Origin of the sequence: Stenotrophomonas sp. Marseille-Q5258 (assembly GCF_946900935.1) — a bacterium.
GTDB classification, from domain to species: Bacteria; Pseudomonadota; Gammaproteobacteria; order Xanthomonadales; family Xanthomonadaceae; genus Stenotrophomonas; species Stenotrophomonas nematodicola.
This window is the reverse complement of the sequence record NZ_CAMPPN010000054.1, coordinates 1-3,266: the sequence shown is the minus strand read 5'-3', so window position 1 is coordinate 3,266 and position 3,266 is coordinate 1. Positions and strand designations below refer to the sequence as shown.

The following is a 3,266-nucleotide window of genomic DNA, read 5'->3' as shown; positions in this document are numbered from 1 at the left end:
CCGGTTCTGGGGGCCGGGGAGGTGTGTAGAGAAGAGGGCCGGGGGGGAGGGCGGGGGGGGGGGGGGGGGGGGGGGCACCACGGCGGGGGGGGGGCGCCGGCGGCGCGGGGGGCCCCCGCGCAAGGAGTACGGGGGTGGTGGGGGGGGCGGCGGTCAGCGGGGGGGTGGGGGTGGTTACGGCCAGCAGCAGCGTCCGCAGCCGCGGCGGCAGCAGTCGGCACCGCCGATGGATGACTTCGCGGATGACGATATTCCGTTCTGAGTCTTCATTGACTTGGCGCATGAATCAAACCCCGGTGGCCTGGTGCCATCCGGGGTTTTTTCATGTTGACGCGGATGAGGCCAGCGTCCGGAACTTGCCTCCGCGCGCGCGGCGTTCGTGTTCGATGCGTTTCGCGATACCAGAAAGTCGGTTCCAGAAAGCCAGGACGCTGGCAAGCAGGACTGCTGTGCAGTCCAGCACACCGTGACCGCGCTCACCCCAGGTCCTCGTCCTCGAACGCCTTCACCGGCACCACCGCATGGATATCGGTTCCCACGGCGGCAAGCAGCTCCTGGCGGTGCACCGGGTCCCACAGATCGAACACCTGCACCTCCCAGTTGACCCCCGGCAAGGTGGGCGCGTGCGTGACGATCATGCCGTCTTCGGCGTACATCGCATGGTCGTCGGTCACCACCGCGCGGGCGCGCAGCGTACCCAGCACTTCGAACACGGTGTCGTTGCAGGAACCGTAGACGAAGCCCTCGGCCACGCAGTCGCCGCCAACGATGAACCAGGCTTCCGAGCCCACGTGTCGGCAGTGCAGGTCACCGAGCACCGCCACATTGCCGGTGTCGCGCAGGACGCCGTTGACGGTGAGGTTGCCGGTGACCAGCAGCAACGAGGGCGGCTGCAGGTCGCCGTCGACGATCAGGTTGCCGTGGTGGACGATGGCGTCGGTGCCGCCCTGGTGCAGGGTGCCGATGGCTGCCGCCTGCAGGCGCAGGTCGCGGGGCGGCAGATGCGCGCGCAGGATGTGGCCGAACGCATACAGCGTGCTGGTGAAACTGTCCTGCAGGAACGCGATGAGCGCGTCGATGTCGGCTGCATCACGTCCGGCCCTGGCCAGACTGCCCAGCTGCGGGTCCGGGCAGCAGGGAAACTCCGGGACGCCGGTGGCGTCCCATCCCGCGGTGGGTATCGCGCGGAGGTCGATCTGCATGGAGGGTCCTGGGGGGGCGGCAGTGCGTTGCTGCGCGGGGTGTCGATGATAGCGTGGCGCCCTTGCGGTTCCGCTGTACGGGGTCACATCGGTGATCCCACCGGCACGTCGCGGCGTGCATCCTGCGCGGCCTTGACCGTGCGCCACCACGGGCTGAACGACTGCGGCGCATCCAGATCCATGCGTTCGCCCATGCCCGGGGTGGCCAGCGGAATCGCCCGCTCGGCGGCCAGCGTGCTGACCCGCTCGAACGGCTCGTCCCATTGGTGCAGCGCCAGGTCGAAGGTGCCGTTGTGGATCGGCAGCAGCCAACGCCCGCGCAGGTCCTGGTGGGCCTGCACGGTCTGCTCGGGCTGCATGTGCACGAACGGCCACTTGGCATCGTAGGCACCGGTTTCGATGAAGGTGACATCGAAGGGACCGTAGCGTTCGCCGATGCGCTTGAAGCCGTCGAAATAGCCGGTGTCACCACTGAAGAACACGCGCAGGTCTGCGTCCAGAATCACCCAGGACGCCCACAGCGTTCGGTTGGCATCGCGGAGGCCGCGCCCGGAGAAGTGCTGCGCCGGGGTGGCGACAAAACGCACGCCGTCGATATCGATCTGCTCCCACCAGTCGAGCTGGTGCACGCGCTCGCGCGGAACGCCCCAGGCGATCAGGCGGTCGCCGACGCCAAGCGGGGTCAGGAACACGTCCGCGCGGGTGGCCAGATGCTTGATCGTGGCGCGGTCGAGGTGGTCGTAGTGATCGTGCGAGAGCACCACGCCGCGGATCGGTGGCAGGTCCTTCAACGCGATCGGCGGCGCATGGAAGCGCTTGGGTCCCATCCACTGCACCGGCGAGGCGCGCCTTGAGAACACCGGGTCGGTCAGCCACCAGCCACCGCGCAGCTTGATCAGCAGCGTCGAATGACCGAGCCGGTACAGGCTGTGGTCGGGGGCCGTGGCCAGTTCCCGCGCGCTTACCGCACGCACCGGGGGCGCCTGCGGCGGCGTGGTGCCGGCCGGGCGGTCGAACAGGAATTCCCACAGCAGCTTTAGCGTGCCGCCGAGGGTTTCCTTTGGCTTCGGGGCGGGATTGGTGAACTGGCCGGCGGTCATCTGCGGCGAGCGGTCATGGGCGGCGATAGGCACGTGCAGGGTCCAGATGAGGAGGGAGGTGGTGGCAAGCACAACGGCGAGGACGGGCAGGAATCGCATGCGGGTCTCGATATATGAGTGTGTAGGCACTCATTTAAATGGTGAAAAAACAGGTCAGCGCTGGATGCCTTTCCAGAACAGGTCAAACGCGGCCTGCTGCAGGGCCTGGCGCTGGTCGGGCTGGGCGGCCATCGCTTCCAGCGTGGTTTCCAGCAGGCTGACCAGCACCCGGCCGAGGTAGAACGGCAGCCGGTCGGCGTCGATGTGCCGGGCCAGGTTGGTTTCCAGCGACTGCAGCATGCCGCCGAACAGGCCTTCGCAGTGGGCCCGCGTCGGCGCGCTGATGCGCTCGGAGACCTTGAGCTGGCGCAGCGCCATGCGGTCCACCGGGTGCGCCGCGCCCCACGCAACCAGCGCGTTCCAGACATGCTGCAACTGGTCGTGGGCGTCGGCATCGGCAGGGAAGTCGTCACCGATGGCGGCTGCCAGGCGCATCTCCAGGCGCACGAACAGCGCGTTGAGCAGCGCATCCTTGGTCTCGAAATAGGTGAACACCGTGCCTTCGGCGACCTTGGCCGCGCGCGCGATCTGCGCGGTCGACGCGCCCACGCCCTGCGCCGCCACCAGCGCACCGGCGGCAGCCAGGATGGCGTCTCGTTTCGCTTCGCTGAGGGGACGGGCCATGAGGATCATTAAGTGAGTGAGTGCTCATTTAACGGTGTTTCGCCGCCCCGAGCAAGCACACGTCACGCCGCGCTGCGGAGCCGTTCATACTGAGCGGTGACCCGTACGGAACGCTGTTGGATGGACGCCGCTTCGATCATCACCCTGCTGACGCCGCGCCTGCGCCTGCGTGCCCAGACCCTGGACGACTTCCCGGCCTACGCGGCGTTTCTCGCCTCGGCGCGGTCGGGCGGGGTGGGCG

3 protein-coding genes and 1 pseudogene are annotated in these 3,266 nt (G+C 68.2%); 1 reads left to right on the top strand and 3 read right to left on the bottom strand.

From position 1 onward, the window contains the following. Window positions 1-262, top strand: a pseudogene (locus tag OC534_RS19190) (hypothetical protein); the annotation flags it as partial. A gap of 214 nt (window positions 263-476) precedes the next feature. Here OC534_RS19190 and OC534_RS19185 read toward each other — a convergent pair. The 3 genes from OC534_RS19185 to OC534_RS19175 all read right to left on the bottom strand — a co-directional run bounded on the left by OC534_RS19185 (window position 477) and on the right by OC534_RS19175 (window position 3,025). Then, entirely contained in the window at window positions 477-1,202 is a 726-nt protein-coding gene (locus OC534_RS19185) for a hypothetical protein (RefSeq protein WP_262072408.1), read from the bottom strand. An 83-nt stretch (window positions 1,203-1,285) separates the two neighbouring features. Then, the gene (locus OC534_RS19180; protein ID WP_246864041.1) at window positions 1,286-2,302 is read right to left on the bottom strand and encodes an MBL fold metallo-hydrolase; all 1,017 of its coding nucleotides are present in this window, start codon (window positions 2,300-2,302) and stop codon (window positions 1,286-1,288) included. 153 nt (window positions 2,303-2,455) lie between these two features. Continuing rightward, on the bottom strand, window positions 2,456-3,025 hold the full coding sequence (locus OC534_RS19175; RefSeq protein ID WP_153164508.1) for a TetR/AcrR family transcriptional regulator: 570 nt from the start codon (window positions 3,023-3,025) through the stop codon (window positions 2,456-2,458). Window positions 3,026-3,266: the final 241 nt, after the last annotated feature.